The organism is Paenibacillus sp. P22 (genome assembly GCF_000469945.2).
GTDB lineage: Bacteria > Bacillota > Bacilli > Paenibacillales > Paenibacillaceae > Paenibacillus_O > Paenibacillus_O humicus.
The window spans coordinates 1-23,430 of record NZ_CBRA020000003.1 but is presented as its reverse complement, the minus strand read 5'-3'; the positions used below and the strand labels follow the sequence as shown (position 1 = coordinate 23,430).

The window sequence follows — 23,430 nt, the reverse complement described above, 5'->3', positions numbered from 1 at the left end:
TCGGCAGAGCAGGCCGGGGAACGATAGAAACAAGTATAGTGCAGCGCCAAGCACAATGTCTGTCTAAACCTGGCGCGGCGCCGCAACTAATTTTGTCGGAAGCTTAGAGGCGCGGCGGAGCTGATTCTCCTCTTTTCGACCACGATAAAATGAAGATGAACAAGGCTTTGACCGGGGCCTTGTCGGTTTTTAGGCATAGAAAAAGACCGCATCTTCCGTCGGAAGATGCGGTCTGGGTAGGGACTGCGGATCAGCGGTCGCCGCGCGGGCGGTTGTTGCGCAGGAAAGCGGGAATCTCCAGCTGGTCGCTCGGCGTATTGGTGAACGGCTTGGCGCTCGGCTGAGGGGCGCGCTGCTCCTGAGGCTCAGGAGCGGATGAGAGCCGGCTGGAAATTTCGGACATGGCCTCTTCCGTTTTTACGAACGGACAAATGGAATCCTCCTGCTTCATGGGAGACATCGCGAACGCCATCGTCATCGGCTCGGCGGTCGTCATCATCGACGGCGTCGACTCGGCGGGCATCCTGGATGTCGAGGGCATGGAGAAGCGGGCGCTGGAGGCTCCAAAAACGGAAAATGTCGTACTTGGCTCCCAGGTAGGCTTCACGGAGGACATCCGTACGAATATATCGTTGATCCGTCGACGTCTGAGCACCCCGGATCTCATCGTCGAATCGGGAGTGATCGGAAGCCTTTCGCGAACGCGGATTTCCTTCGCCTACTTGAAGTCGATCGCCAACGAGGAGCTCGTCAATGAAGTGCGGCGGCGCATTGCGTCTATCCGCATCGACTATATCGGCGACAGCGGGATGGTGGAGCAGCTGATCGAGGACCATCCCAATTCCATTTACCCCGCCATTCTCAGCACGGAGAGACCTGACCGGGTGGCGGCGCAGCTGGCCGATGGCTTTGTCGGCATACTGGTGGACAATTCTCCGTTCGCCCTGATCGTGCCGGCCCAATTTCCGTTGTTCCTGCAGACAGCCGAGGACAGCTATTTGCGCTGGCATTACAGCACCTTTCTGAGAATCGTGCGCAGTGTCGGCTTCTTCATGTCCCTTTACCTGCCTTCCCTCTATGTAGCCATTGCCAATTACCACCATGAAATGATTCCGACGACGCTCGTTCTCGCCATTGCCGGCACGCGCGAATCCGTGCCGCTTCCCGTCTCGGCGGAGGCGTTCCTGCTGGAATCGATGTTCGAGCTGATCCGGGAAGCCGGGGTCCGCATCCCGAGCGTGATCGGCCCGACGATCGGAATCGTCGGGGCGCTGATTCTTGGGCAAGCCGCGGTTCAGGCGAATATCGTCAGCCCCATCATCGTCATTGTCACCTCGGCCACGGCGCTTGCCTCCTATACGATTCCGAATTACAACATGCAGTTCACGACGCGCATCCTGAGATTCGTTTATTTGGCCTGCGCCTCTTTCCTCGGTCTGGTCGGCGTCATTCTGCTGTCTATCATGCTGTGGACGTATTGGATGGCGGGCAACCGCTTCGGAGTGCCGAGCCTGTCTCCTCTGGCGCCGCGGCGGCCGACCCGGGATACGCTGATCCGGGCTCCTTTGCAGAAGCAGGTGAAGCGGCCAATCTCGGTTCATCCGAAGGACATGAATAAAATTCCGGATGAGCAGAACGGCAACGACAGCATGGAATCCGGCCCTGCCAAAGGAGGAGAATCCTCTTGAATACGCATCGTATCGGCGTGCGCGAAACGGCATCGATCGGGATCATCTTCATTATCGCCAAGATTTTTCTTCCTTTTCAGAGGTCGCTGGCGGAAATAGGAGGGACGGCGGCATGGATCATCGCCCTCATCGCCGCCATGCTGTGCCCGCTCACCTGGTGGTCGATCCGGGGGGTTCTCCGCCATGCTTCGGGAGGCTCGACCTTGATCGAGGCGACGGAGGAGATATGGGGACCTTGGCTGGGGACGATATGGAATCTCGTCTATTTCACCTTTTTCTTTACGATTACGTTTCTCGTGCTTCGCGAGTTCTCGGAGCTGCTGGCCTCCGACATTTTGCCGCGAACGCCGATGAACATCATCATGATCGCCATGCTGATTCCGATTGCGGTCGTGGCCTATGCCGGACTGGAAGCCATCGGCCGCTTCTGCTGGTCGGCTGCTGGCCTGATCGTGGCGAGCGTCGTCATCGTGCTCATGGGAGGCCTGATGACCCATTTCGAGCCGGACGCCTTGCTGCCGTTCTGGGGCACGGGACGCTCGCGGGTGCTGTCGCTTGGACTCGTGAAGAGCTCCTTGTTCTCGGAAATGCTCGTTTTCGGCTTTCTCCTTCCCCGCTTGAGAAAGACAAGCCAGTGGCCGAAGGCTGCCTGGTGGTGCATGTCGGTATCGGCCTTCACGATCTTCATTACGACGTTCGTTTACTTATTCGTTTTCCCTTATCCGACGGCCATCCGTCTGAATGTGCCGATGTTCGAGCTCAGCCGGCTCGTCATTTTCGGCCGATGGATCCAGAGGCTGGAAAGCGTCTTTCTCATTTCCTGGCTCATCTGCGCCGTCGTGAAGCTGGCCATCGGCTTATACTGCTCGGCGGCCACGCTCTCTCAGATGATGAAGCTGCCGAAGGTCCAGCCGGTTATCTTTCCGCTCGCTCTTCTCGTGTACGCTTGTTCCATTCTTCCCGGCAGCGAGATGGAGGCCGTATTATGGGATGGCCAATATCTGCGGACGTACGGCTCGCTCGTGAGCATCGGGATCCCCATGCTGACCTGGCTCCTCGGCATGATCAAGAGCAAGCTGAAGGGGCAGCAGACATGAGGCGCTTTCTGAGAGCGATGCTGGCGCTGCCGATGGTCGGACTGCCTCTAGTGTCCGGCTGCTGGGACCGGCTTGATCCCGAGAACATGGCGTTCATCATGGCCGTCGGCGTCGACCCCGGCCCGAGCAGCAATTTCATCTATACGTTTGCAGTTGCCATGCCGAAGTCCAGCAACGCCGCCGCAGGCGGAGACAGCTCCGGCGGGAGCCAGGAGCAGATCGTCGACGTCTTCTCCCAGGAGGCGTCGAATCTGACCGCGGCGCTGATGGCCAGCCAAAGCTATGTCGCGAGGCGGCTGACCCTGATCCATTCCAAAGTGTTCGTTCTTGGAGAAAGCCTTGCCCGCAAAGGCGTCATGCCGGTATTGGGCGAGGTTGTGCGCAACGACGAATTCCGGAGAACGGTCAACGTCATCACGACGAAGGGGAGGGCGGATACGTTCATCCATTCCATCAAGCCTACGATGGAAAAAGACATCAATCTCTGGTTCGAGCTGGAGCTGGACCCCCACAATATCGGGGCTGTCACTCCGCATCACTCCCGATTCCACGATTTCATCGTCGATATGGAGCAGCCAGGCACCGGAGCGACGACAATCCTGTCCGCGGCTCGGCCCGATATCGAGAAGGGCAAGGCTCGCATTGCGGATGAAGATTCGGACAAGAAGGCTTCGCAGCCCATAGAGGGCGACCAGTATGCCGGAACCTTGCATAGGTCGGGCGAAACCCCGATCGACTTTTTCGGAAGCGCGGTATACCGGGGGGAAAGAATGGTCGGCTTTCTTACGGCTTATGAAACGATCATGATGAACATGCTGCGCGGGGAGTTCGAGAAGACGACGCTGGAATTCCGCGATCCGTCCGACGAGAAGCTCACGCTCAGCATCATCATGAGCGCCCAGAAAAAGCCCGACATGGACATCAAGAGGAACAAGGATGAAATCGAGGTGTCGTTCAAGGTGCGGATGGAGGGAGATCTGATCGGTTCGTTCTCGAAGCTCGATTATACGCTTCCGCAAAACCAGAAGAAGCTGGAGACTTCCGTCGAAGAGCAATTGAGGGACCGGACGTCAAAAATACTGGACAAAACGATGCATCAATGGAGCACGGATTGCTTCCATATCGGCAATCACGTCAGGGCGACATTTCCCACGCTGCAGGATTGGTACGCATTCAAGTGGAGAGACCATATCAAGGAGACCAAATATCGGCTGGATATCCGCTTCCAGATGCGCAGGCATGGAGACCAGGTTGGACCTGCTGTGGAAGGAGACAAGATGAATCTGAAATGACACAAAACCTGAAAATCGCGTTCATTGCGCTGTTGTCGATATGGGCAAGCCTTTATGTCGGAGTGCTGATCCCTTCGCTGTGGAGGCAAAAAAACTTCCGGGGAGCGATCATCATCGCCATTCTTTCCGCATCGGCTCTGACGATGCCGGTAGCCATTACGCTGATCAAGGAAGGTTGACACGGGCATAGGCTGCGTCTGCTATTCTTCGGCTTGGATACGGCTCGGAATTCCGTTTTTACACCCGCGTGATTTGACAATCTGCTCGTTCCAGGGTAGACTGACAGAAATCGAGTGCCCAATCGCATACAAGTTTTTTTCGGAGGAGCCTGCCACCAGCGGGCTCTTTTTGCGTTTTTTTCGGGTATGTAACAAGAAATGCAATTACTTTGGCCTGCGATTGGGAACCATTGGTAGAGAACGAAGTCCGCAAGAGGAGGTAAGCAGTTGATCTTCATCGTCGTCTTTTTCCCTTTTCTGCTGGCCGCCTTGCTGCCGCTGCTGTCCCGCCTGTTCGGACGCGTCCATGCCGGCTGGCTTGCGCTGCCTGCGCCAGCTCTGCTGCTGGTCTATTTTGCTTCGCTGCTCCCGGAAGTGAGCGGGGGGACGGCCGTCGAGGTCTCCATGCCATGGATGCCTTCGCTGGATATCCGGCTCGATCTGGCGGTCGACGGCCTCGGCCTGCTGTTCGCGCTTCTCATCGGGGGCATCGGGGTGCTCGTCACCTTGTATTCGGTGTTTTATCTCGACAGGAACAAGGAAGCGGTAACCCGCTTTTATGTCTGCCTGCTGCTGTTCATGGGAGCCATGCTCGGCGTCGTGCTGTCCGATCATCTCATCGCGCTGTATGCGTTCTGGGAATTGACCAGCGTATCGTCGTTCCTGCTCATCGCCTTCTGGCATCATCGGCCGCAGTCCCGCGACGGGGCGATGAAATCCATGCTGATCACCGTGCTGGGCGGATTGTCCATGCTGGCCGGCTTCCTGCTGCTGTACCTGCAGACGGACACGTTCAGCATCCGGAAAATCATCGCTCTCGCTCCCGAGCTTCCGGGACATTCCTTGTTCGTCCCGGCCATGCTGCTCATTCTGCTCGGGGCGTTCACCAAGTCGGCCCAGTTCCCTTTCCATATCTGGCTGCCGGATGCCATGGAAGCTCCGACTCCGGTAAGCGCCTATCTGCACTCCGCGACGATGGTCAAGGCAGGCTTGTACCTGGCTGCCCGCATGACGCCGGTCTTCGCCGGGCAGGCGGTCTGGTACTCCATGCTGATCGGAGCCGGCCTGATCACGCTCTTTTACGGTTCGTTCCGTGCGTTCAAGCAGACCGATCTCAAGGCGCTGCTCGCCTATTCGACGATCAGCCAGCTCGGCCTCATCATGGCGTTGATCGGGCTCGGATCGGTCCATTCCGGATCGGAAGGAGGGCTGGAATCGATGCTCTCCGCAGCGGCTCTTGCCGCCGCTATCCTGCATCTGGTCAACCATGCCGCCTTCAAGGGAACGCTGTTCATGGCTGTCGGCATCGTCGACCACGAGACGGGAACGAGGGATATCCGCAAGCTGGGGGGACTGATGGCTCTGATGCCGGTCACCTTCACGATTTCGCTTCTGGGGGCGCTGTCCATGGCGGGGGTACCGCCATTCGGCGGTTATATCAGCAAGGAGCTGTTCTTCGCCTCCGCGCTGGACGCCTGGAGGCACGGCTTGCCGCTGAGGACTCCAGTCGTTCTCGTGCCGCTCATCGCCTGGCTCGGCAGCGTGTTCACATTTGCCTACAGCGTGCGGTTCATTGTCCGCACGTTCGGCGGCCGGGAGAGCGGGGATCCGGACCGGCGCCCGCATGAAGCTCCTGCCGGCTTGCTGCTTCCGCCTGCCGTGCTCGGGGCGGCGGCGCTGCTGCTCGGCCTCGCCCCAGGCTTGACGGCGTCTCCGCTCGTCGCTCCGGCTCTCGCGTCGATTCATCCCGCAGCGGCGGAAGCGGAGCTGCATTTCACGCTCTGGCATGGCCTTACCGCGGAAGTATGGATGACTGCCGGCGTCTTCGCGCTCGGCGCGGGAATCTTCTTCCTCCAGCGCAAAGCGGCGCTGCTCCGCGATCCGCTGCCTGCGCCAATAAGCCTGAACGGACTGTATGGAGGGATTCTCGGAGGTGTGGACCGGGCAGGACGCCGGCTGACATCGCTCTATATGACCGGTTCGCTTCGGCATTACACGATGTACTTGTTCGGGTTCCTCATCCTGGCCCTGACCGCCACAGCAGCCGCGACGGGAGGAGTTGCGATTTCCTTGCAGGGACTGGCGCCGATGACGGTCTATGAAGCGGTCATCCTGACCGCTCTCATCGCCGCCGCCGCCGCCGTGCCGTTCGCCAGATCGAGGCTGATGGCGATCATCCTGACCGGTGCGGTCGGCTACATGGTCGTCCTCTTCTTTGTCGTCTTCCGCGCGCCGGATCTCGCCCTCACGCAGATCATCGTCGAGACGGTATCGGTCACGCTGTTCCTGCTCTGCTTCTATCATCTGCCGGCCTTGAAGAGAGACCGGGAATCGCTGCGGTTCCGGCTGCCCAACTTCATCATCGCGCTGGGAGTCGGGGCCGTCATGACGCTGATCGCCCTCGCGGCATTCAGCGGACGCTCCTTCGAATCGATCTCGGACTATTACCTCAAGGAAAGCTATCGGCTGGCCGGGGGCAAAAACGTCGTCAACGTCATTCTGGTCGACTTCCGGGGCTTCGATACGATGCTGGAGATCGTCGTGCTCGGCGTGGCCGCTTTTGCAATCTACGCCTTGATCACCCTCCGCCTGCCCCGGAAGAGCGGCGGAAGGGAACGGTCAGGGAGAAGGAATTCCGCCTCGTCTACGAGGACGTCCGCAGCAATGACGTCATCCTGCGCACGCTGGCCAAGGTCATCATCTTCATCATCCTGACCTTCTCGCTCTATTTGCTGTTCGCAGGCCATCACGAGCCTGGAGGAGGCTTCATCGGAGCTCTGATGACGTCTTCCGCGCTTGTGCTGCTCTCCATGGCGTTCGGAATCAAGACGGTGCGCGATGCGATACCGGTCGATTTCCGCCTGCTGGCAGCGGCCGGCATCGGAGTGGCCGTCCTCACAGGTGTCGGCTCGATCGTGCTTGGCGTCCCTTTCCTGAGCCATACGTTCGGCTATGCAGACCTGCCCGTCTTCGGCAAAAACGAGCTGGCGACAGCAGTAATCTTCGATCTCGGCGTCTACATGACCGTCGTCGGCATCACCATGACCATCATCCTAGCCATCGGGAGGGACAAGTAAATGGAGCTGTTCATGTCTTTAGCCGTCGGCATCCTGTTCGCCGTCGGCGTCTATCTCATCTTGTCCAAAAGCCTTTTGCGCATCGTGCTCGGAACCTCGCTGCTTACGCATGGAGTGCATCTGCTGCTGCTGACGATGTCCAGGCTCAAGGCGGGCTCCGCCCCTCTGCTCGGAGAAGGAGCGGAGCGGTATACCGATCCGCTGCCGCAGGCGCTCATCCTCACCTCCATCGTCATCAGCTTCGGGGTGACATCCTTGTTTTTCGTCCTTGCCTATCAGGCCTACAAGAAGCTCGGCACCGACGACATGGAACAGCTGAGGGGGCGGGAGCATGAATAACCTCGTCGTTCTGCCGCTGCTTTTTCCTTTGTGCACAGCCATCATTCTCTTCTTCTTCAAGGAGAAGGTCCGAATCCAGCGGGCTGCCGGCGCCGCCGGCATGGGAGCGACGCTGCTGGCTTGCGGCCTGCTCCTGGCTCAGGTGCTGCGCTCCGGCACGCAGACGCTGAACATGGGAGGCTGGATGCCGCCCTACGGCATCGTCTTCGTCGCCGACCCCTTCGCCGCGCTGCTTGCGGCTGCGGCGACGCTGGTGTCCTCGTTCTGCCTCCTGTACGCCTTCGGCACGGTAGGGAAGGAGCGGGAGAGATTTTACTTCTATCCGTTCTTCCATCTGCTTCTTGCCGGAGTCAACGGCTCGTTCCTGACCGGGGATCTGTTCAATCTGTTCGTCTGCTTCGAGGTGATGCTCATTTCCTCTTATGCGCTCCTCGTGCTCGGCGGAACGAAGATCCAGATTCGGGAGACGATCAAATACGTTCTCGTCAACATCATCTCCTCGACGCTGTTCGTGGCGGCGGTCGCTTACTTGTACGGCGTTGCGGGAACGCTCAATATGGCGGATCTGTCGGTGAAGGTCGCAGCGGCCGGGCAGGGGGGGATTCTGAATGTCATCGCCGTCTTTTTCCTCGTCGTCTTCTCGCTCAAGGCGGGCCTGTTCCTGTTCTTCTGGCTGCCCGGCTCCTACAGCGCGCCGCCGATGGCCGTCGCGGCGCTGTTCGGCGCCCTGCTCACCAAGGTCGGGCTGTACGCGCTCGTCCGCACGTTCACGCTTGTATTCCCGAACGATCCGGCCATTACCCATGCCTGGATCGGCTGGATGGCAGGAGCGACGATGGCGCTTGGCGCCGCCGGCGCCCTGGCCTACCGGAACCTGCTGTCGGTGCTGAACTACAACATCGTCATCAGCATCGGCTTCATCGCCTTCGGACTGTCGGTCTCGAACCGCCCGGCTCTGGAAGGCGTCGTATTCTACCTGCTCCACGACATGGCTGCCAAGGCTCTGCTCTTCCTGCTGGCCGGCCTCATCCTCCAGGCACGCGGAACCGACAAGGCGGCAAGGCTGGGCGGACTCATCCGCAGCCAGCCCTGGATCGGCTGGATGTTCTTCACGGCCGCGCTCGCGATTGCCGGGATACCGCCGCTCAGCGGCTTCGGAGGCAAGCTGCTGCTTGTGAAAGGAGGCCTGCAGGGGGACAGCTTCGTGCTGACAGCCATCTCGCTGGCCTCGAGCTTGATCGTTCTGTACACGCTGATCCGCTTGTTCATGGATGTTTTTTTCGGAGAAGCCAAGGAACAGCCGGCTGCCGCCGCCGTCCCGCTGCGCGGCCATGTCGTCCTGGCAGGAGCGCTCTGCGCCATCGTCGTGCTGATGGGGCTCGGCTCGGAGTGGATCTATCAGGCCGCCAGCGCCGCCGCCGGCACGCTGTCCGATCCATCGAAATATATTGAAGCCGTATTGAAGGAGCCGGTCTGATGGCATCCCAATTTCTGATCAACCTCATCATTGCGTTTCTCTGGATGTTTCTGTACAACGACTTGACCTTTCCGAGGTTTCTGGCGGGTTACGGCCTCGGCCTGCTGTTCATCGCCGTCCTGAACCGCTTCCTCAAGAAGGAATTCTATCTGCGCAAGGTGCTGGCCGTAATCAGGCTGCTGGGCATCTTCATCCGCGAGCTGTTTTCCTCCAGCTTCAAGGTGCTCTATCAGATCGTGAAGCCGCGACTGGACATGCGTCCCGGCATTGTCGCGATCGACACGGAGCTGAAGACGAGCTGGGAGCTGACTCTGCTCGCCTGCCTCATCTGCCTGACACCGGGCACGCTGACGCTGGACGTATCGGATGACAGCCGGGTGCTGTATATCCATGCCATCGATATCGGGGACGCCGAGCAGCTGAAGGAGCAGATCCGCAGCACCTTTGAAAAAGCGATCATGGAGGTGACGAGAACATGATGAACCCTATGCTTGAAATCTCGCTGGCGCTGCTGTCCCTGGCTGCGGCCGGCTGCATGTACCGGCTGCTCAAGGGTCCGTCGATATCGGACCGGATCGCCGCGCTGGATACGATCGGCATCCTGCTGCTGTCGATGATCGCCGTGCTGGGGATGCTGGAGGGAACGTCGGCCTACTTCGACATCATTCTGGTCATCGGAATCGTCACCTTCATCGGCACGACGGCTTTTGCGAGATACATCGAGAGAGGAGCGGTGATGGAGGATGAATGACTTCTGGTCCGCCGCATCGGGCCTCATGGTGCTGTTCGGCGCCATCATCAGCCTGTTCAGCGCCTTCGGCCTCATCCGCCTGCCGGATGTGTACCTCCGATCGCATGCCGCTACCAAGAGCGCCACGCTCGGCGTCCTGTTCATCCTGACCGGGGCTTTCCTGTATTTCGCGGCCGTGCAAGGGCAGTTCAGCATCAAGCTGCTGCTCGGCATCGTGTTTGTCTTCCTCACGGGGCCGGTGGCGGGCCATTTGAATGCGCGCGCCGCATACCGGACCGGTGTAGGCATGTGGGACAGAAGCGTGCGCGACGATCTCAAGGCCGCCTTGAAAAAGGAGCGCGAGGAAGCCGAATCGAAAAGAACGGAGCTCATCCGCCGCTCGGAGGCGGATTGAAGGGGTTTCTTGTCCGTTCAGCAGCGTAGCTGCCTGCCTATACAAGCCGACTGCCGCAGTCGGCTTTTTTCATTTGTCTGCTTGACAGGGGGAAGACCAGGAGGTTCGGTACTTTTCATTCTGACGTTCAAGGAAGAAATCAACCCTGTTCCGCGCCGGGGGGGTGGGAAGACTTTCCCTCCTCGTCCAGTTATGGTAGAGTGGGAAAAAAACTTGCGGGGGATGCGGGAATGGAATCCGAAGCGCTGATGAGCATCCGCGACGCGAAGCCGGGCGATGAGGCAGGAATAGCCGGCGTTCAAGTCAGCAGCTGGCAGACGACGTACAAGGACATTGTCGATCCGGCCTATTTGCAGGCGATGGAGACCGGCCCGAGACAAGACATGTGGGAAAGGGCTCTGGCCGCTCCCGATGCAGGCTCCTGTACGCTTGTGCTGGAGAACGGCGAGGGAAAGATCGTCGGATTTCTCAAAGCAGGCAAAAGCCGGGACATGGCGGAGGAAGGCAGCGCGGAGCTGTACGTGCTTTATTTGCTGAAGGCGTACCAAGGAGCGGGATGGGGAACGGAGCTGTTCCGCACGATGCGGGGAAGGCTGCAGGATCTCGGCTACCTCACTTTGCATGTATGGGTGTTGGAAGGCAACCCGGCGCGCTTTTTTTTATGAAAAAATGGGGGCGAGAGATTACGGCATGCAGGAACAGGTCGAGATCGGATCTAGAATCCATATCGAGCGCTCGCTGGAATGGAAGACCATTTTCTGATTAAAAAAAAAGCATGCATAGAGAAACAATAGCAGGTATGGTAAAATATGCCTCATTGCTGCCTGTTGTAGTGATGGGAGAGTTGAATCGATGATAGCGCTCTTCGGGCGTGTAGCGGTATTGCTATGCACATATGTTCTGATTTTGCTCGGCCCGTTCGGCTTGTATTTGGGAGGCCTGTTCCTGCTTCTGCTCGGCATCCACCTCGGCTGGATGTATATCGAGGAAGCGGATAACCGGCCCCAGATCAAATACGGCCGCAAATGGAAGCTTTGAACGGCCGGAGCCTGCCTGGCCGGAGCGTGAATGGGGCTCTCCCGCGCAACAAGCCCGCTTGCGGACCGGATGGTCCGACAAGCGGGCTTTTGTCTGCAAGGCGATTCCATGCCTGCTGCTCATGGAATTTCAAGGGCTGCCGTCATCCGAATGCAGCCTCAATCCATTTCGTATCGAGACGCTCTACATCGCCTCATAGCGGGCGAGATCCTCGCGGATGAGATCGGCCGTCAGCTGTCCGCTCAGCGTGACCATCGGCACGCCGCCGCCGGGGTGGGTCGAGCCGCCGACGAAATACAGCCCTTCGAGCACCGCGCTGCGGCTCGGAATCTTGAATCCGCCGTTCAGCTTCCGGTCGGTGACCGTGCCGTAGATGGAGCCGCCGTTCGCCCCGTACAGGCTGCGCAGGTCGTCGGGGATGAACTGCTCTTCGTAGACGATATGACCGCGCAGGCCTTCCGCGCCCATCCGCTCCAGCTTGTCGAGCACGAGGCCGCGATAGCGCTCGCGATGCTGCTCCCAGCTCTCTCCCTCGGCGAGCGGCGGCACATGCGTCAGCACGAACCAGTTCTCGCAGCCTTCCGGAGCCTGGCTGGAATCCGACTTGGACGATATTCCAACGTAGACGGTCGGATCGTCCGTCGGCATCCTGTCGACGAACATGTCGCGGAATTCCCGCTCGGGATCGCGGGAGAAGAAGAAGTTGTGATGCTTGAACGCCTCGTAGCTGCGGTCCACGCCGAGCAGCAGCACATGGCCGGATACGGACGGCTCGTATTTGACGAGCTTCTCGGCGGCGCGCCGGCTGCCGGGAGCTTGCGCCAGAAGGGAGCTGTGCGCCGGGATCGCTTCCAGATTGCAGACGACGAGATCGGCCTCAAGCTTTTCTCCGCCGGCCAGCTCCACTCCGACCGCCGCTCCGTTGGAATCGAGGATGCGGACGACTTCCGCTCCGGTGCGCACTTCGGCTCCAAGCTCGTTCAGCAGCTTGAGCTCGGCCTGCGCGATTCCGTACATGCCGCCAGTGACGAAGTAGATGCCGAGGCCCATCTGCACGTAGACGAGCTGGGAGAGCACGGCAGGCGCCGCGTAAGGGGAAGAGCCGACATACATCGCGAAAAATTGGAAGATTTGCCGCAGATGCGGATGCTTCAAGTAGCTCTCCGTAACCTGCGCCATCGACTTCATCGGATCCATCGAGAGCAGCTCCTTGAGGGAATGCTGCTGCCTGAGATCGGACAGACCGCTCAGGGAGCGGCTGTAAAAGCTTTTCATGCTGAGATCGTACTGCTTTCTCGAGTAGTCGAGGAACGACAGGAAGCTTTCACGGTCCTGCGGGGACAGCTCCGCGATGCTGTCCAGCATCGAAGGCAGATCGCCGACAAGATCCAGCACCTTGCCGTCCTCGTATATTCCGCGCCACTGGGGCTCTATTCTCTGGATGTCGATATAATCATGCAGATTGCGTCCGGCGGAGGCGAACAGTCTCTCAAGCGTCCAGGGCATCGTCAGGATGGACGGTCCTGTATCGAAGGAATACCCCAGTCCGGAACGGATATTCAGCTTGCCGCCCGCACGCTCGTTTTTCTCCAGCACCGTAACCTGATGGCCGTCAGCGCTCAGCCGGATCGCTGCCGACAGTCCGGCCAGGCCGCCTCCGACGATGATGATGTTTTTGCTCATTTGCTCTTTCCTCCTTGGATTAGGGATGCCGAAACCGTCGATACTGGCTAACATCCGGTTTATATACCATTTATAACCATTGTGGACCGTATTCTCTCTCTCGATACGGGGGAGCTTTCAAAGATTTCGAGAATACCGGCAAGGAGGAGATCTGCATGTGGATGGGATGGATCTGGCAGGGGCTGCTCATCGGAAGCGGCCTGCTGCTGATCGGCTGGGGGAGAGGCGGCAGGAACAGCCTGGATCGTTTCGGGAGCAAAACCTTTGCAAGCGCTGGCTCGTCAACCGAAATGGAGATCAGCGTCATCGTGCCTGCGCGTGATGAGGAAGCCAACCTCAAGCAGCTGCTTCCGCTGCTGCAGTCGATGGTACCGGCTCCAATGGAAATCATTGTCGTCGATGACGGATCGTCCGATGGGACACGGCAGAGCGCCGTCTCTCGGGGCGTCACTCTGGTCGAAGCCGGCCGTCTGCCGGCCGGCTGGCAGGGCAAAGCCTGGGCATGCGCCCGCGGAGCGGACGCGGCTGTCGGAAGCCGTCTGCTGTTCCTGGATGCGGATGTGCGGCCAGCGCCGCATCTGCTGCGGATGCTGTCGGAAGCCGCCGCTGACGGCGGCTGCGTCACCGTGCAGCCGTATCACCGGATCGGGAGCGCTGCGGAGCATTTCTCCGCCTTTTTCAATGCGGCCGTGCTGGCCGGCTCCGGACGCTTCTCCCCGGTAGCGCGGCGCGGCCGGGAGGGCTCGTTCGGACCATGCCTGTTCTGCAGCCGGGAAGAGTATATGATGGCAGGAGGCCACGCGTCGATACGGGGCGAGGTGCTGGAGAACGATCGCCTTGCGGCGCGTTTCCGGTCGGCAGGATTGCCTTGCCGGGCCTACGCAGGCGGGAGCGGGCTTTCGTTCCGCATGTATGAGGGCGGCTTGAAGACGATTGCGGCGGGCTGGGCCAAGAGCATCGCGCTCGGCGCGGCATCCGCGCAGATGCGCATGCTGGCGCTGACGATCCTATGGATATCGGGGCTGTCGGGCGCCGCGATCGGAGCTATGTCGGCCGCCGCGAAGGCTGTTTCCGGACAACCGCAAGCCGCTGAGCTGACGGCCTGCCTTTTGCTGTACGCCTTGGCCGCATGGACCTGCCGCAGGGCGTTCCGGCTGGCGGGATCGTTCGTCGCCTGGACGTATGCTCTCTATCCGCTCGCCTTGGCTTACTTCTGCGGCGTATTCGCATACGGCCTCTATCGTTCCTTCGTCAGGCGGCGCGTATCGTGGAAAGGCAGGGATATCGATGTGGCTTGAGCCCGGAACGACGGCTACGATATTGCTGGACGCAGGCGTCCTGGTCCTGCTGCATGCCTGCTCCGTGGCTTCCGCGCTGAGGCGTCCCTGGCAGCGGTACGACAAGGATGCCGGCTTGACGCGGCTGCTGCCGTTCGAGAAGGACGGGCGCTGGTATGAGAGGAAGCTCGGCATCCACAAATGGAAGGACAGGCTTCCGGACGGGGGAAGCTGGATCCGGAGCGGCTTCGCCAAGAAGCGGCTGCTGTCCGCCGATCGCGATTACCTCCGGCGCTTCGCTGCCGAGACGCGGCGCGGCGAGCTGACGCATTGGCTGATGTTCCTGCCGCTTCCGCTGTTCGCCGTCTGGAACAATGGACTCGGCATGGCGATCATGGCGGCCTATACGATCGCGGCCAATCTGCCTTGCATTCTCGTGCAGCGCTACAACCGGGCCCGGCTGCTGAAAGTCATGTCGCGCCGGGAAAGGTTGTGCTATCCTAATAGGACAGACCAATACAGCGCGAAGGAGCTGCCCGGAGACCATGGAATTTGATGTGCAGTTTTTGAGCTTCTTCGTCATCCAGACGGACGGGGAGAGCACGGACAGCGGCAAGCGGTTCAAGCATTTCCAGACGATGGACGGAGAAGATTACGAGGACAGTCCGCTCAAGGACTTCCTCATCGGCGAATTCGCCCGGATCGTCAAGCGCAAGGCGGAGCGCAACCCCGCTTCGGAATCCGTGCCGACCAAGATCGGACGCTTCCGCGTCGAGCCGGGGTACGAGCTGGACAGCAATCCCGACTACAATCTGCTGCAGCGGCTGCGCAGCGCCGAGGATGCCGAGCGGTTCCACAGCATAGCCGACGAGCTTGTCCGCATCTACATGGATACTTCGGCAGTCCGGGGCGGCGCGCTCATCGCGGTTCAGGCGACGCTGTCCAAGCTGTTCGACCAGCCGTTCCTGTTCATCCTGAAATGCGACTTCGAACCGAAAATAGCCCGCATTGCGGACGAGAGAAGCTTGATCTCCACCGTGGAGATGGCCATCAGCGCGCGCAGCATGAAATCGATCCTCTACCCGCATATGCCGGAGGAGGGGATGATGGATTCCTGGGAGGTCAAGCTTCACCAGGCCTCGCATGCGAGATATTTCGAGGATTTCCTGAAGTTCGTCAGCTATGAGCGTCCGCTTCCCGAGGTGATGGGCGAGCAGGTGCTCGAAATGGTGCAGCAATACATGGAGGAAAAGTGGCAGGATGATCAAGGCCATCTGCGCAAGGAAGAGGAAGAGGCGGTCGAGATCTGGGCCGCGTCGGACAAGCGCGAGCTGCTGGAAAGATGGACGCCGGAGCAGGTATTCGCCGCTTCGGCCGTTCTCGTGGAGCAGAAGGAGGATCTCGCGCTCAGCTTCAAGCTTGGCGGAGTCCAGGTCAAGGGACTGCTGTCCGACTTCGGCAAATCGCTGCATTTCGCCCGTCACAACGGCCGTTACGTAGCCGTCCTGGAAGGAGACTTCTTCCAGTTCGAGCGCGGAATTTCGCCCGTCGAGCTCATCCATCCGCCGGAGCTTGAGGAAGTGATGAAAGTAATCGGCGCGGAGGAGAGCGGGACTGCCGTTCCTCAAGGCGGCGACGCGACCGGACAGAGCGAGGCGGCCGCCTCTGCGGAGGAAGACGACGTCCCCTGGTAAGCTTGCGGCAGCTCCATAAGCTTCCGGTATATCCATCCGCTCCAGGCAAGCAGGAGGAGTCATCCGGACATCGGACAGCGATCTGAATCGATTGGGAGGAGAGAATTCATGCGGCAAGTAATGTTCATCGAGCTCGGCATGGGAACGGATCTGCATGGACAGAACGTGACCAAGGCTGCGGTAAGGGCTGTGCAGGATGCGATCCACCGCAATTCCATGCCCGGCATCCGCACCGTGCTGCCGGAAGGCAAGCTGGAGAATATGAAGGTGAGGGTGCGGCTGGCCGTGCCTTGCGACGAAGAGAAGCTGGATCTGGAAGCCGTTCGCGCGGAGCTTCCCTACGGGGAAGTTTCCTTCGAGGTCGTGGCCGGAGGCATGGTCACGTCCAGCGGCATCGTGCTGGAAGACAAGCAGGACGTGAACGATCTGATCTATGTCGTGCTTGCGTCCGTCGAAGCGGGTTACTGAAGGCGGAGGCGGCAGCCCGAGCCTGGCGCTGCCGGCCGTAGCCATACATAAGAAGTTAGGGGAGCGGATATTTTGGATTATATCAAAGCAATCATATTGGGCATTATTGAAGGCTTGACGGAGTTCATACCCGTATCGTCGACCGGCCACATGATTCTGGCCGCCAAGCTGCTCGATTTCGTCGGCGAACGGGCCACGGTGTTCGAGGTCGTCGTCCAGCTCGGAGCCGTGCTGGCCGTGTTTGTCCTTTATTTCAAGCGTTTCGTCGGCTTCCTCAAATTCGACTTTTCCAAAAACTCCGGCCTCAACCTGATCCATATCATTCTCGGCATGATTCCGGCAGGCATTCTAGGCGTCCTGCTGCATGGATTCATAAAGGATTACCTGTTCAATTACAAATCGGTTCTTGTCGCTTTGATTGTCGGCGGCATTCTCATGATTTTCGCCGAACGGTACCAGAAAGGCCGCCTTCCTTCCGCCGAAACGGTGGACGACATTACGTACAAGCAAGCCTTCGGAATCGGGATCTTCCAGATTCTCGCCCTCTGGTCCGGCTTTTCCCGTTCGGGCTCGACGATTTCCGGCGGCATCTTCATGGGCACGAGCCAAAAGGCCGCTGCCGACTTCACCTTCATTCTGTCGGTGCCGATGATGATCGGCGCTACCGGCGTCGATCTCATCAAGAGCCGCGACCTGCTCGTGCCGGAGGATTACGGCCTGTTCGCAGTCGGCCTGGTCGTCTCCTTCATTGTCGGCCTCATAGCGGTGACCACGTTCATCAACCTGATCAAGAAACTCAAGCTGAGCTGGTTCGCTTATTACCGCTTTGCTCTTGCGGCGGTTTTCTTCCTGTTCGTCGTCCTGTAACACGGCGAAATGACAGGCCAGCATCATCGATCTCATCCATTGCCCGGCCGGTTCCTCACAGGAACCGGTCTTTTTGTCTTGGAATAAATGGAAACCGGGAGGGGAGACTAGAGCCGATCTCATCTCATCCGCTAAGGAGGCTGCCGTATGACCATTCAGTGGAATTCGATTCTGGACTGGGCTCTGCTGGGCGAAGCGGCAGCGGCCATTGCCGTTCCATGGGGAATATCCATTCTGGCAGGTTATGCGCAAGCGGCTCGCAGGGGAGGGACGAAGCGATGAGCCGGGAATCCGGCGGATCGGCGCCTGCCGGCGTGGAATCTTCCTGGTCGGGAAGCTATGTCCACAATATGGCTCTGATCAGGAAGAGCATGGAGACCAACGCGGATATCAAGCTCCGGGCGTTCACGATCAGCCACGGCCGGGAAGCATGCCTGGCGTACGTAGACGGCTTGGCCGATCTGAAGGCGATCGATATGCTGCTCCTCAGCAAGCTGGGCGATCCGACTTCCGATGAAGGGAGCATCGAGAACGTCGAGCTCGCGGTAAGGCGGACACTGCCGTCCATCATCGGAGCGGCTTGGTCCGATGATTACGCCTTGATCCTGAACCGGATCCGTTCCGGAAGCACGGCCTTGCTGATGGACGGCCTGTCCCAGGCTTTGCTGCTGGAGACGGTCAAGGACCAGACGCGGAGCCTGGAGGAGCCGATCTCCGAGGCCGTGCTGCGCGGCCCGCGGATCGGCTTCTGCGAATCGCTCCAGCTCAACACGGCGCTGCTGCGTTCAGCCGGCGAGGCGCCGAATATGGCGATGGAGAAAATGACGGTCGGACGTGAAATCCGCAAAGAGGTCATGATCGTGTACATGACCGATATCGTGCGCGCTGGCCTCGTCGAGGAAGTGAAGAAAAGGATTGCGGCGATCGATATCGACCATCTGCCGGAATCGGGTTACGTGGAGCAGCTCGTGGAGGATAATTTCCTGAGCCCGTTCCAGCAGATCCAGAATACCGAAAGGCCGGACCGCGTCATTGCGGGCATTCTGGAAGGAAGAGTAGGCATCCTGCTCGACGGAACGCCGTTTGCCTTGCTGGCGCCGGCGACGTTCAGCATGCTGATTCAATCTCCGGAAGATTATTACGACCGCTGGCTTCCGGGCTCCCTGATCCGGCTGCTCCGGTTCGCCTCTGTCGTCATCTGCTTGCTGACGCCGGCTCTCTATATCGCCTTCACTTCCTTCCATCCCGGCCTGATTCCGACCAAGCTGGCGCTGTCGATCATCGGAGCCAGGCAGGGAGTGCCGTTTCCATCGTTGATTGAAACGCTGATCATGGAAGTTTCCATCGAGATTCTGCGGGAAGCGGGACTAAGGCTGCCCAAGCCGATCGGTCCGGCGATGGGCATCGTCGGCGGCCTGATCATCGGGGATGCCGCAGTCCAGGCCGGAATCGTCAGTCCGATCCTCGTCATCGTCGTTGCCATTACAGCCATATCCTCGTTTGTCATTCCGCAATACAGCGCCGGCATCACGCTCCGGATTCTCAGGTTCGCGGCCATGATCTGCGCAGCTACCTTCGGGCTGTACGGCGTCGTTCTGTTCATTTTGCTGCTGCTTGCGCATTTGGCGAGGCTGGAAAGCTTCGGCGTGCCTTATTTGAGCCCGCTAGTCCCTTACAGGCCTAGAGATTGGAAGGATCTGCTGCTGCGGCTCCCATTGCCTCTGCTTCGCAAGCGGCCTTCCTTTCTATCTCCCCAAAATGAATTCCGCGAAGATAACGGCTGAAGAAAGGAGCTGAGGACGTTGAAGCTGACTATGCCCCAGACAGCGGTGCTGATCATCAACTATATGCTTGCTACCGCCATTCTGGTCCTGCCGAGAACGGCTGTCCAAGAAGCCGGCACGCCGGATATTTGGATCTGCGTCCTGCTTAGCGGCCTTCTTTCCCTGGTTTTCGGCTTGATTCTCTCGCGGCTCAGCGGGCTGTTTCCGGGAGAGACGGTCTACCAATACGCCGGGAAGCTCATCGGCAGATGGCCGGCTTGTTTTTTCGGAACGGTTATGGTGGTCTATTTCATGGTCATCTCGGCTCTTGAGGCGAGGTCGCTTCAGGAAATCACATCCAAATTCCTGCTGGAGGGTACTCCCGGCTGGGCGATCGTCATGCCGTTTCTGTGGGTGGGAGCTTACCTTGTCCTTGGCGGCATCCAGCCGATCTCGCGGGCCTTCGATGTTATTTTCCCCATTACGGGACTCATTTTCCTGGCGGTCATGATGCTCAGCGTGCATGTCGTGGATCTGCATCGGCTGCTGCCTGTGATGGGGCAGGGTCCGCTTCCCGTTCTGAAAGGGATGAAAGCGACGGCTTTCGCTTTTTCCGGACCTGAAATCATGCTCATCCTCGTCGCCTTCATGCAGAAGCCGAAGTCTGCCGGCAAAGCTTTCGCGGTGGCGGTCGGAGTGGTGACCTTGTTCTATCTGATCGACTGCGTCATGACGGTCGGCACCTTCTCGATCGACGGCGTGACGGCCAGAACCTGGCCGACGATCGATCTGATGCGGAGCTTCGAGCTTCCCGGACTGCTCTTCGAACGTTATGAATCGCTCATCCTGGCAATATGGATCATGAAGTTCTTTTCCACGTATGCTCTTTCCTACTATGCCTCCAGCCTGGGCTTGTCGCAGCTGTTCCGGATTCCGTACCGCACCGCCGTGTTTATTCAGCTGCCGTTCCTGTTTCTGATCAACGTGCTGCCGGCAGCGATCGAGGATGTGTTCAAAATCTGGGACTTGCTTTCCATGGCGGGAACCGGCTTCATTCTAGTTATTGCGGTCATCCTGCTTGGCATAGCGGCCCTCAAGGGGATCAAGCATGCGCAGTCATGAGCGGAGCCGGCGATACATGCAAGCCGCAGTACTGGCGGCATGGATGCTTCTTCCTTCCGGATGCTGGAGCAACAAGGAAATCGAAACCCAGAGCCTGCAGATCGCCGTCGCTCTGGATCTGCCTCATCCGACGAAGGTCGAGCGCGGACTGGATGCCGTCAATCCGGATCGGCATGCCCGGGATTATATCACGAATACGTTTCAATTGATCATTCCGGGACAGGTGGGCAGGATCGGGGGATCCACGAGCGAGGAGCTGAGCACGAGGCCGTACAGGAATATTTCGCAGACCGGGGAGTCTGTATTCGGCAACGTGAGGGAGCTGGCGAAGAGAATCAGCACGCCTCCTCTGGGACATCATCTCAAGGTCATCATCATCAGCGATGCGTTGGCCAAGCGGTATGATATCGCCTCGTTTCTCGACTTTTATTTCCGCGACAACGATATCCGTCTCAGCCCGCTTATCCTGATCAGCAGAGGAGAGGCGGGCAAAACGCTCGAATCGGACAGCCAGACGGACATTCCCGGCTTCCAGATTCCGGAGACGGTCCGCAACCGGTTCCGCAGCAATAAAATCCTTCCGCCGGTCCAGTCCTACGAGCTTCTCAGCATGCTGAGATCCAAAAAAAGCTTTCTGCTCCAGACAGTCGTCAAGTCGGACAGCGAACTTGAATATAGAGGAGCGGCGATCGTCAAGGGTGAATCGGGGAAGATCGCCGGGTATTTGAGCGACCAGGAGCTTGAGGCCGCATCCTGGATCCGGGGAGGAAACCGCAGAGGCGGCGTGCTCAAGCTCGGAAGGAACTTGTCCAATGTGCCGATCGATATGGAAATCGGGTCGATTCAAAGCTCGATTGCGGCCAAAGAAAGCAACGGACGGTTTCATTTCCTGGTGGACGTCGAGGGGGACGGAGAAATCATGGAGGATTGGAGGCAGACGGCGGTGGGCAAGTATTCGGATGCCTATTATCGAGGCATGGAGAGGAAGCTGGAGGAGGAAGTGAAACAGAACATCGAATCGTTGCTGGATCAGCTGCAGAGCCGCTACCATGCCGATCCGCTCGAATTTCATGAAACGGTGCGCAGGAGAATGCCTCGGACATGGAAGAAGGTCCAGGAGCATTGGGACGAGCATTTTTCGGCGGCGGATGTGGAAGTGCGTGTGCGGATCCATCTCGCGGGGCACGGAGCTTCAGAGCTGTCTTAGCTTGTTTCCGAACGGCAAAACAGCCGGCCATCGCAATGGATGGCCGGCTGCCTGCGTGCTTGGATTACTTGGTCGTTTCGTTCAGCGGCTTGGCCGTACCCGTTGCTGCGGGACGGCTGGCCGCTGCTCCGGAAGCCAATGATTTGACGGTGCTGAACAATTTGTCGCGGGCGGGCTTGTTGCGCATCAAGTAGGTGACTCCGGCGCCGACGGCAGTAGCGAGCAGTTTTTTATTCATCGTTGTTCCTCCTTGATCTTCGGTGGGATATGTGCTCATTAACCGATTGGACGAGGCGGAAAACGAAAGAACTGAACCTCTTGCAGCCGAAGGATTGCCGTTTCGCCAGGAAAGCCTGGCAACACTTCGAGCAAAACGTTGTTCATCAGGCAGCATGGGGGTAAAAAGAAGCATCGCCGCCGGGCCGTAGACCCCGACTTGCGTGCGGAAATTGAAGAGATTGTTCGGTTGGAAATGCAACATGTCGGCTTCAAATCGCGTTATTTACGATATCAGGCGAAGCCCGTTCGGGAACGAAATGCTGCCGCCATCAACCACACCCTGAGAACAGGGTCGCGACAAGGAGAGGTCACTCAGTCATGAAATCAATCCAACGCTCTTTCATTGCTTCTGCCGCCATTATCGGCGTTCTTCTGGCTTCAGCCGGTCCTATCGGCAGCCTGGGCAAACCCGGCTTGGCCGAAGCGGCGGCTCCCGGCTGCACGGACGGAGACCACGGCATTTTCTCCGGCGAGCCTGCAGGAGGCGGGAGCTTCCGCTTCTCGACTCTCGACTTCCTGAATCCGACGACCGGAAGGGCTGCGGGCAACGGGTTTCTGATCGGCACCTCCGACGGCGGCTGCAACTGGCAGTCGATCTATCAAGGAACATGGCAGTTCTCGCAGATGGATTTCGTGTCCAATACGACCGGATGGGCGCTGGCCCGATCCGCGGCGTCCGGACCGAACGCGCTGATCAGGACGGCCGACGGCGGATCCACATGGGAGAAGCTCAAGCCGGAAACGGCTGATCTCGAGCGCATACGGTTCCTGGACGCTTCGCGCGGATTCGGGTACAGCCGCGCCTTTTCCTACTATACGTCGGATGGAGGGGTCAGCTGGAGCCGAATTCCGACGCCTCCGAACACGCGGGGAGCTGAATTCTCCAGCCGCAACACCGGCTGGGCGATCGTCGTCGATCCATCCAAGGGATACCGGCTGGAGCAGACGCTGGACGGGGGCAAGAGCTGGACCACGAAGCTGTCGGCCCCGTCGGAAGAGGCGAGCGGAGGCGTCGTGCGCGTGTCGGGGCAAGCCGTTTGGGCGATGCTCATGGGTGGGGCGGGCATGTCGCAGCAATCGTACTCGCTGTATGCTTCCTCGGATTCGGGATCGACATGGATCCGGACGATCGGGCAAAATACGGCCGGAGGCGGACACGCCCCCGGCGAAGGAGAAGCCGTCACCGGCATGGGGCCCGCTTCTCCGGGAGGGCATCCCGGCGAGCTGAAGCTGATCGGCGCCACGGCCATACTGTCGGGCTATTCGCCTGCGGCAGGCAAGGTCGGCATCGGCCGCTCCCCGGATGGAGGCAGGACCTGGAGCAGCGGCGGCATGCTGCCGGGATTCGGAGGAGCTGCGATCAGCTTTGCAAGCCCCGCCATCGGCTGGATCACCGTCGACGGCGACAGCGGGACGGCGGTCTACTCCACCAAGGACAGCGGCAAAAGCTGGACCAAAACGATCGGAGTGGCGGCAAAGCCATCCTTGCAGTGAAGCATTGAAAGAAAGAAAAGCCTGAAGCCCTTAGAGGGCCTCAGGCTTTTGTCGTTCAGCGGGCTGCAAACCTACAGCAGAAAGATCGCTGCGACCGTCGTAACGGCGAGTCCGATCAGCACCGGCTTCAGATTGCGGCGGGCGAGCTCGAACGGGCTCACGCCGCAAATCGCCGCCGCCGGAATGAGCGCCCACGGCACGAGCG

At 59.3% G+C, this 23,430-nt stretch carries 26 protein-coding genes; 23 read left to right on the top strand and 3 right to left on the bottom strand.

Translation table 11 applies throughout. From position 1 onward, the window contains the following. Window positions 1-250 precede the first annotated feature (250 nt). Entirely contained in the window at window positions 251-403 is a 153-nt protein-coding gene (locus BN871_RS27305; RefSeq protein WP_157060171.1) for a hypothetical protein, read from the bottom strand. On the opposite strand from BN871_RS27305, the gene BN871_RS00720 reads away from it, so the two are divergent. From BN871_RS00720 to BN871_RS00660, 13 genes are all read left to right on the top strand, one after another. Then, window positions 402-1,688, top strand: coding sequence for a spore germination protein (locus BN871_RS00720; RefSeq protein WP_053086921.1), 1,287 nt, complete (start codon window positions 402-404; stop codon window positions 1,686-1,688). The genes BN871_RS27305 and BN871_RS00720 overlap by 2 nt on opposite strands. Next, complete coding sequence (locus tag BN871_RS00715) at window positions 1,685-2,785, top strand: endospore germination permease (protein WP_048743729.1); 1,101 nt, start codon at window positions 1,685-1,687, stop codon at window positions 2,783-2,785. The genes BN871_RS00720 and BN871_RS00715 overlap by 4 nt, the downstream gene beginning before the upstream one ends. Further along, window positions 2,782-4,077: a Ger(x)C family spore germination protein gene (locus tag BN871_RS00710; RefSeq protein WP_048743726.1), complete on the top strand. Its 1,296-nt coding sequence runs from the start codon at window positions 2,782-2,784 to the stop codon at window positions 4,075-4,077. The genes BN871_RS00715 and BN871_RS00710 overlap by 4 nt, the downstream gene beginning before the upstream one ends. Next, on the top strand, window positions 4,074-4,256 hold the full coding sequence (locus BN871_RS00705; protein ID WP_021881273.1) for a hypothetical protein: 183 nt from the start codon (window positions 4,074-4,076) through the stop codon (window positions 4,254-4,256). The genes BN871_RS00710 and BN871_RS00705 overlap by 4 nt, the downstream gene beginning before the upstream one ends. Before the next feature lie 267 nt (window positions 4,257-4,523). Continuing rightward, a complete protein-coding gene (locus BN871_RS00700; RefSeq protein ID WP_332310193.1) occupies window positions 4,524-7,010 on the top strand; it encodes a Na+/H+ antiporter subunit A in 2,487 nt (828 codons plus the stop codon). Then, complete coding sequence (locus BN871_RS29820) at window positions 6,968-7,372, top strand: Na(+)/H(+) antiporter subunit B (protein ID WP_048743724.1); 405 nt, start codon at window positions 6,968-6,970, stop codon at window positions 7,370-7,372. Before BN871_RS00700 ends, BN871_RS29820 begins: the two co-directional genes overlap by 43 nt. Next, window positions 7,373-7,711, top strand: a complete 339-nt coding sequence (locus BN871_RS00690) for a Na(+)/H(+) antiporter subunit C (protein ID WP_021882178.1) — start codon at window positions 7,373-7,375, stop codon at window positions 7,709-7,711. Beyond that, entirely contained in the window at window positions 7,704-9,188 is a 1,485-nt protein-coding gene (locus BN871_RS00685; RefSeq protein ID WP_021882177.1) for a Na+/H+ antiporter subunit D, read from the top strand. Before BN871_RS00690 ends, BN871_RS00685 begins: the two co-directional genes overlap by 8 nt. Further along, on the top strand, window positions 9,188-9,667 hold the full coding sequence (locus BN871_RS00680; RefSeq protein WP_048743720.1) for a Na+/H+ antiporter subunit E: 480 nt from the start codon (window positions 9,188-9,190) through the stop codon (window positions 9,665-9,667). Before BN871_RS00685 ends, BN871_RS00680 begins: the two co-directional genes overlap by 1 nt. Further along, the gene (locus BN871_RS00675) at window positions 9,664-9,939 is read left to right on the top strand and encodes a Na(+)/H(+) antiporter subunit F1 (protein WP_021880176.1); all 276 of its coding nucleotides are present in this window, start codon (window positions 9,664-9,666) and stop codon (window positions 9,937-9,939) included. Before BN871_RS00680 ends, BN871_RS00675 begins: the two co-directional genes overlap by 4 nt. Further along, window positions 9,932-10,333 carry a monovalent cation/H(+) antiporter subunit G gene (gene mnhG, locus BN871_RS00670; protein WP_021880175.1) on the top strand — a complete coding sequence of 134 codons (402 nt, stop codon included), beginning with the start codon at window positions 9,932-9,934 and terminating at the stop codon, window positions 10,331-10,333. Before BN871_RS00675 ends, mnhG begins: the two co-directional genes overlap by 8 nt. A 230-nt stretch (window positions 10,334-10,563) precedes the next feature. After that, window positions 10,564-10,998 (top strand): GNAT family N-acetyltransferase, encoded by a 435-nt coding sequence (locus tag BN871_RS00665; RefSeq protein WP_083436164.1) that lies wholly within the window; start codon window positions 10,564-10,566, stop codon window positions 10,996-10,998. 187 nt (window positions 10,999-11,185) lie between these two features. Further along, window positions 11,186-11,371: a hypothetical protein gene (locus tag BN871_RS00660; protein WP_021880173.1), complete on the top strand. Its 186-nt coding sequence runs from the start codon at window positions 11,186-11,188 to the stop codon at window positions 11,369-11,371. Between the two features lie 183 nt (window positions 11,372-11,554). Here BN871_RS00660 and BN871_RS00655 read toward each other — a convergent pair whose 3' ends face one another. After that, window positions 11,555-13,054: an NAD(P)/FAD-dependent oxidoreductase gene (locus tag BN871_RS00655; RefSeq protein WP_048743717.1), complete on the bottom strand. Its 1,500-nt coding sequence runs from the start codon at window positions 13,052-13,054 to the stop codon at window positions 11,555-11,557. Between the two features lie 155 nt (window positions 13,055-13,209). Between BN871_RS00655 and BN871_RS00650 the strand changes: the two genes are divergently transcribed. From BN871_RS00650 to BN871_RS00615, 9 genes are all read left to right on the top strand, one after another. Further along, window positions 13,210-14,352 carry a glycosyltransferase gene (locus tag BN871_RS00650; protein ID WP_048743716.1) on the top strand — a complete coding sequence of 381 codons (1,143 nt, stop codon included), beginning with the start codon at window positions 13,210-13,212 and terminating at the stop codon, window positions 14,350-14,352. Further along, window positions 14,342-14,887, top strand: coding sequence for a hypothetical protein (locus tag BN871_RS00645; protein ID WP_048743715.1), 546 nt, complete (start codon window positions 14,342-14,344; stop codon window positions 14,885-14,887). Before BN871_RS00650 ends, BN871_RS00645 begins: the two co-directional genes overlap by 11 nt. Beyond that, entirely contained in the window at window positions 14,877-16,025 is a 1,149-nt protein-coding gene (locus BN871_RS00640; RefSeq protein ID WP_048743713.1) for a DUF3900 domain-containing protein, read from the top strand. The genes BN871_RS00645 and BN871_RS00640 overlap by 11 nt, the downstream gene beginning before the upstream one ends. Window positions 16,026-16,133: 108 nt before the next feature. Further along, window positions 16,134-16,493: a Lin0512 family protein gene (locus BN871_RS00635; RefSeq protein ID WP_048743710.1), complete on the top strand. Its 360-nt coding sequence runs from the start codon at window positions 16,134-16,136 to the stop codon at window positions 16,491-16,493. Between the two features lie 69 nt (window positions 16,494-16,562). Continuing rightward, complete coding sequence (locus BN871_RS00630) at window positions 16,563-17,360, top strand: undecaprenyl-diphosphate phosphatase (RefSeq protein ID WP_021880169.1); 798 nt, start codon at window positions 16,563-16,565, stop codon at window positions 17,358-17,360. A 147-nt stretch (window positions 17,361-17,507) separates the two neighbouring features. Then, window positions 17,508-17,642, top strand: a complete 135-nt coding sequence (locus BN871_RS29545) for a hypothetical protein (protein ID WP_269745398.1) — start codon at window positions 17,508-17,510, stop codon at window positions 17,640-17,642. Continuing rightward, window positions 17,639-19,144, top strand: coding sequence for a spore germination protein (locus BN871_RS00625; protein ID WP_048743705.1), 1,506 nt, complete (start codon window positions 17,639-17,641; stop codon window positions 19,142-19,144). Before BN871_RS29545 ends, BN871_RS00625 begins: the two co-directional genes overlap by 4 nt. An 18-nt stretch (window positions 19,145-19,162) precedes the next feature. Further along, complete coding sequence (locus tag BN871_RS00620) at window positions 19,163-20,245, top strand: GerAB/ArcD/ProY family transporter (RefSeq protein WP_053086920.1); 1,083 nt, start codon at window positions 19,163-19,165, stop codon at window positions 20,243-20,245. Window positions 20,246-20,261: 16 nt separating this feature from the next. Continuing rightward, window positions 20,262-21,452 carry a Ger(x)C family spore germination protein gene (locus BN871_RS00615; RefSeq protein WP_048743703.1) on the top strand — a complete coding sequence of 397 codons (1,191 nt, stop codon included), beginning with the start codon at window positions 20,262-20,264 and terminating at the stop codon, window positions 21,450-21,452. 64 nt (window positions 21,453-21,516) lie between these two features. On the opposite strand, the gene BN871_RS28125 is transcribed toward BN871_RS00615, so the two are convergent. Continuing rightward, window positions 21,517-21,690, bottom strand: coding sequence for a hypothetical protein (locus BN871_RS28125; RefSeq protein ID WP_021880166.1), 174 nt, complete (start codon window positions 21,688-21,690; stop codon window positions 21,517-21,519). 359 nt (window positions 21,691-22,049) lie between these two features. Here BN871_RS28125 and BN871_RS00610 point away from each other — a divergent pair, with 359 nt between their 5' ends. Beyond that, window positions 22,050-23,225, top strand: a complete 1,176-nt coding sequence (locus BN871_RS00610; protein ID WP_048743701.1) for a hypothetical protein — start codon at window positions 22,050-22,052, stop codon at window positions 23,223-23,225. Window positions 23,226-23,430: the final 205 nt, after the last annotated feature.

Excerpts from the sequence above, each read along its gene's own strand:
- BN871_RS00720 (WP_053086921.1), top strand. The coding sequence starts at position 402 with ATGGCCTCTTCCGTTTTTACGAACGGACAAATGGAATCCTCCTGCTTC.
- BN871_RS00635 (WP_048743710.1), top strand. The coding sequence starts at position 16,134 with ATGCGGCAAGTAATGTTCATCGAGCTCGGCATGGGAACGGATCTGCAT.
- BN871_RS00675 (WP_021880176.1), top strand. The coding sequence starts at position 9,664 with ATGATGAACCCTATGCTTGAAATCTCGCTGGCGCTGCTGTCCCTGGCT.
- BN871_RS00655 (WP_048743717.1), bottom strand. The coding sequence starts at position 13,054 with ATGAGCAAAAACATCATCATCGTCGGAGGCGGCCTGGCCGGACTGTCG.
- BN871_RS00640 (WP_048743713.1), top strand. The coding sequence starts at position 14,877 with ATGGAATTTGATGTGCAGTTTTTGAGCTTCTTCGTCATCCAGACGGAC.
- BN871_RS28125 (WP_021880166.1), bottom strand. The coding sequence starts at position 21,690 with ATGAATAAAAAACTGCTCGCTACTGCCGTCGGCGCCGGAGTCACCTAC.
- BN871_RS00680 (WP_048743720.1), top strand. The coding sequence starts at position 9,188 with ATGGCATCCCAATTTCTGATCAACCTCATCATTGCGTTTCTCTGGATG.
- BN871_RS27305 (WP_157060171.1), bottom strand. The coding sequence starts at position 403 with ATGTCCGAAATTTCCAGCCGGCTCTCATCCGCTCCTGAGCCTCAGGAG.
- BN871_RS00665 (WP_083436164.1), top strand. The coding sequence starts at position 10,564 with ATGGAATCCGAAGCGCTGATGAGCATCCGCGACGCGAAGCCGGGCGAT.
- BN871_RS00710 (WP_048743726.1), top strand. The coding sequence starts at position 2,782 with ATGAGGCGCTTTCTGAGAGCGATGCTGGCGCTGCCGATGGTCGGACTG.
- BN871_RS00650 (WP_048743716.1), top strand. The coding sequence starts at position 13,210 with ATGTGGATGGGATGGATCTGGCAGGGGCTGCTCATCGGAAGCGGCCTG.
- BN871_RS29545 (WP_269745398.1), top strand. The coding sequence starts at position 17,508 with ATGACCATTCAGTGGAATTCGATTCTGGACTGGGCTCTGCTGGGCGAA.
- BN871_RS00615 (WP_048743703.1), top strand. The coding sequence starts at position 20,262 with ATGCAAGCCGCAGTACTGGCGGCATGGATGCTTCTTCCTTCCGGATGC.
- BN871_RS00660 (WP_021880173.1), top strand. The coding sequence starts at position 11,186 with ATGATAGCGCTCTTCGGGCGTGTAGCGGTATTGCTATGCACATATGTT.
- BN871_RS00690 (WP_021882178.1), top strand. The coding sequence starts at position 7,373 with ATGGAGCTGTTCATGTCTTTAGCCGTCGGCATCCTGTTCGCCGTCGGC.
- BN871_RS00610 (WP_048743701.1), top strand. The coding sequence starts at position 22,050 with ATGAAATCAATCCAACGCTCTTTCATTGCTTCTGCCGCCATTATCGGC.
- BN871_RS00645 (WP_048743715.1), top strand. The coding sequence starts at position 14,342 with ATGTGGCTTGAGCCCGGAACGACGGCTACGATATTGCTGGACGCAGGC.
- BN871_RS00705 (WP_021881273.1), top strand. The coding sequence starts at position 4,074 with ATGACACAAAACCTGAAAATCGCGTTCATTGCGCTGTTGTCGATATGG.
- BN871_RS00685 (WP_021882177.1), top strand. The coding sequence starts at position 7,704 with ATGAATAACCTCGTCGTTCTGCCGCTGCTTTTTCCTTTGTGCACAGCC.
- BN871_RS00625 (WP_048743705.1), top strand. The coding sequence starts at position 17,639 with ATGAGCCGGGAATCCGGCGGATCGGCGCCTGCCGGCGTGGAATCTTCC.
- mnhG (WP_021880175.1), top strand. The coding sequence starts at position 9,932 with ATGAATGACTTCTGGTCCGCCGCATCGGGCCTCATGGTGCTGTTCGGC.